Annotated in this window: 2 protein-coding genes and 2 pseudogenes; 1 reads left to right on the forward strand and 3 read right to left on the reverse strand. The window is 39.8% G+C overall.

Annotated features, from left to right (window positions below; genetic code table 11):
* Positions 1–249 (forward strand): annotated as a pseudogene (locus tag L650_RS0116465) (sel1 repeat family protein); the annotation flags it as partial.
* A gap of 2 nt (positions 250–251) precedes the next feature.
* On the opposite strand, the gene rsmS reads toward L650_RS0116465, so the two are convergent.
* The 3 genes and pseudogenes from rsmS to L650_RS0116480 all read right to left on the reverse strand — a co-directional run.
* Positions 252–404 carry a pleiotropic regulatory protein RsmS gene (gene rsmS / locus L650_RS23890; RefSeq protein WP_024033713.1) on the reverse strand — a complete coding sequence of 51 codons (153 nt, stop codon included), beginning with the start codon at positions 402–404 and terminating at the stop codon, positions 252–254.
* Entirely contained in the window at positions 388–669 is a 282-nt protein-coding gene (locus tag L650_RS0116475; protein ID WP_004585951.1) for a late competence development ComFB family protein, read from the reverse strand. Before L650_RS0116475 ends, rsmS begins: the two co-directional genes overlap by 17 nt.
* Positions 670–718: 49 nt before the next feature.
* Positions 719–1,179 (reverse strand): annotated as a pseudogene (locus tag L650_RS0116480) (histone deacetylase); the annotation flags it as partial.

A 1,179-nucleotide genomic window follows, 5' to 3' on the forward strand; every position in this document is an offset into this window, starting at 1 on the left:
GTTGCAAAAGAGGCTGGAGTTGAAAGTTGGCAGGCGCAATATAATACCTTTTATAACGCAGCCACTTCGGCGCAACAGCTTAAAATAGACGAAACCGTTGCGTTGTACATAAGCCAATATGGTAGTAAAGCACAAAAAATGACGTGCCGTCGCTCAACAACCCCAAGACGCACGTTTGGCGAGATTAAAATTGATTGTAACAAACACGATGGCACTGTGACTAAATACGAAGTGCAAACAAAAGAGTAATGCTAAGCGGTGGCTTGTTTTTGTTCAAAGTCACTTTTTACAATTTCGAGCGCTTTTAATACATCCTCTGGAGCAACCTCGTGCTGCTCCAAAAGCATAATTAAATCCACTGCCAGTTTTACATGTGTAGGGGCGTTATCAAGTGGGCTGGTCATCTAAATCTTTCTTTTTTGAAATTTGGCTAATAGCAACATCAATAGCGGTTTGTACGCGCTCTTCCATGTGAATACGTTCACTTTGTGGTAAATAAAAGGCCATATCTACATCGTATCTAATATAACGTGGCGGCAATTGATTAAGTACCGTGCAACAAAAATCGGCCATTACATCTTCACTGTAAACTTTATCTAGTTTACGTTTAATGATTTCTTCAACCACAATTTTTTCGTAAAAGTTATGTATGTCGTCGTGCAGTCGCATCGTGCTAGCGCCTTTTATAGAGTCCGTTTATTTGAGTGTATACTAAGCACTAAAATAAATCGATAGCAGCTTTAAATAGTTGTTTATGAACATTAATTAACGCATTTAAATTACGCTGATAACCGCCACCTAAAGCGCACATAAGTGGGATGTTATGGGCTTTGCAGTAGTTAACAATAAAATGATCGCGCGCATAAACCCCTTCAAGCGATACGTTAAATAACCCTAGCTCGTCTTTTTCGTAAATATCAGCCCCTGCGTTATATAAAATAATATCGGGGTTATGAATACGCACGCAAAATTCGAGGGCTTGTTTTAACGTTATTAAGTACTCGGTATCTGATGTGTTGGCAGGTAGGGCGAAGTCGTAATCGGAGTGTTGCTTTAAGCGCGGAAAATTTTGCTCGCAATGAATAGAGCAAGTAACTATAGCGCTATTATGTTGCGTAATTTGTGCCGTGCCATCGCCTTGGTGTACATCACAATCAAATATTAATACGGTATCGGCTT

Source organism: Pseudoalteromonas sp. TB51 (assembly GCF_000498055.1).
Classification (GTDB): domain Bacteria; phylum Pseudomonadota; class Gammaproteobacteria; order Enterobacterales; family Alteromonadaceae; genus Pseudoalteromonas; species Pseudoalteromonas atlantica.

What these genes read in the sequence shown, in the direction of transcription:
- rsmS (WP_024033713.1), bottom strand. Translation starts at nt 404, where the DNA reads ATGACCAGCCCACTTGATAACGCCCCTACACATGTAAAACTGGCAGTG.
- L650_RS0116475 (WP_004585951.1), bottom strand. Translation starts at nt 669, where the DNA reads ATGCGACTGCACGACGACATACATAACTTTTACGAAAAAATTGTGGTT.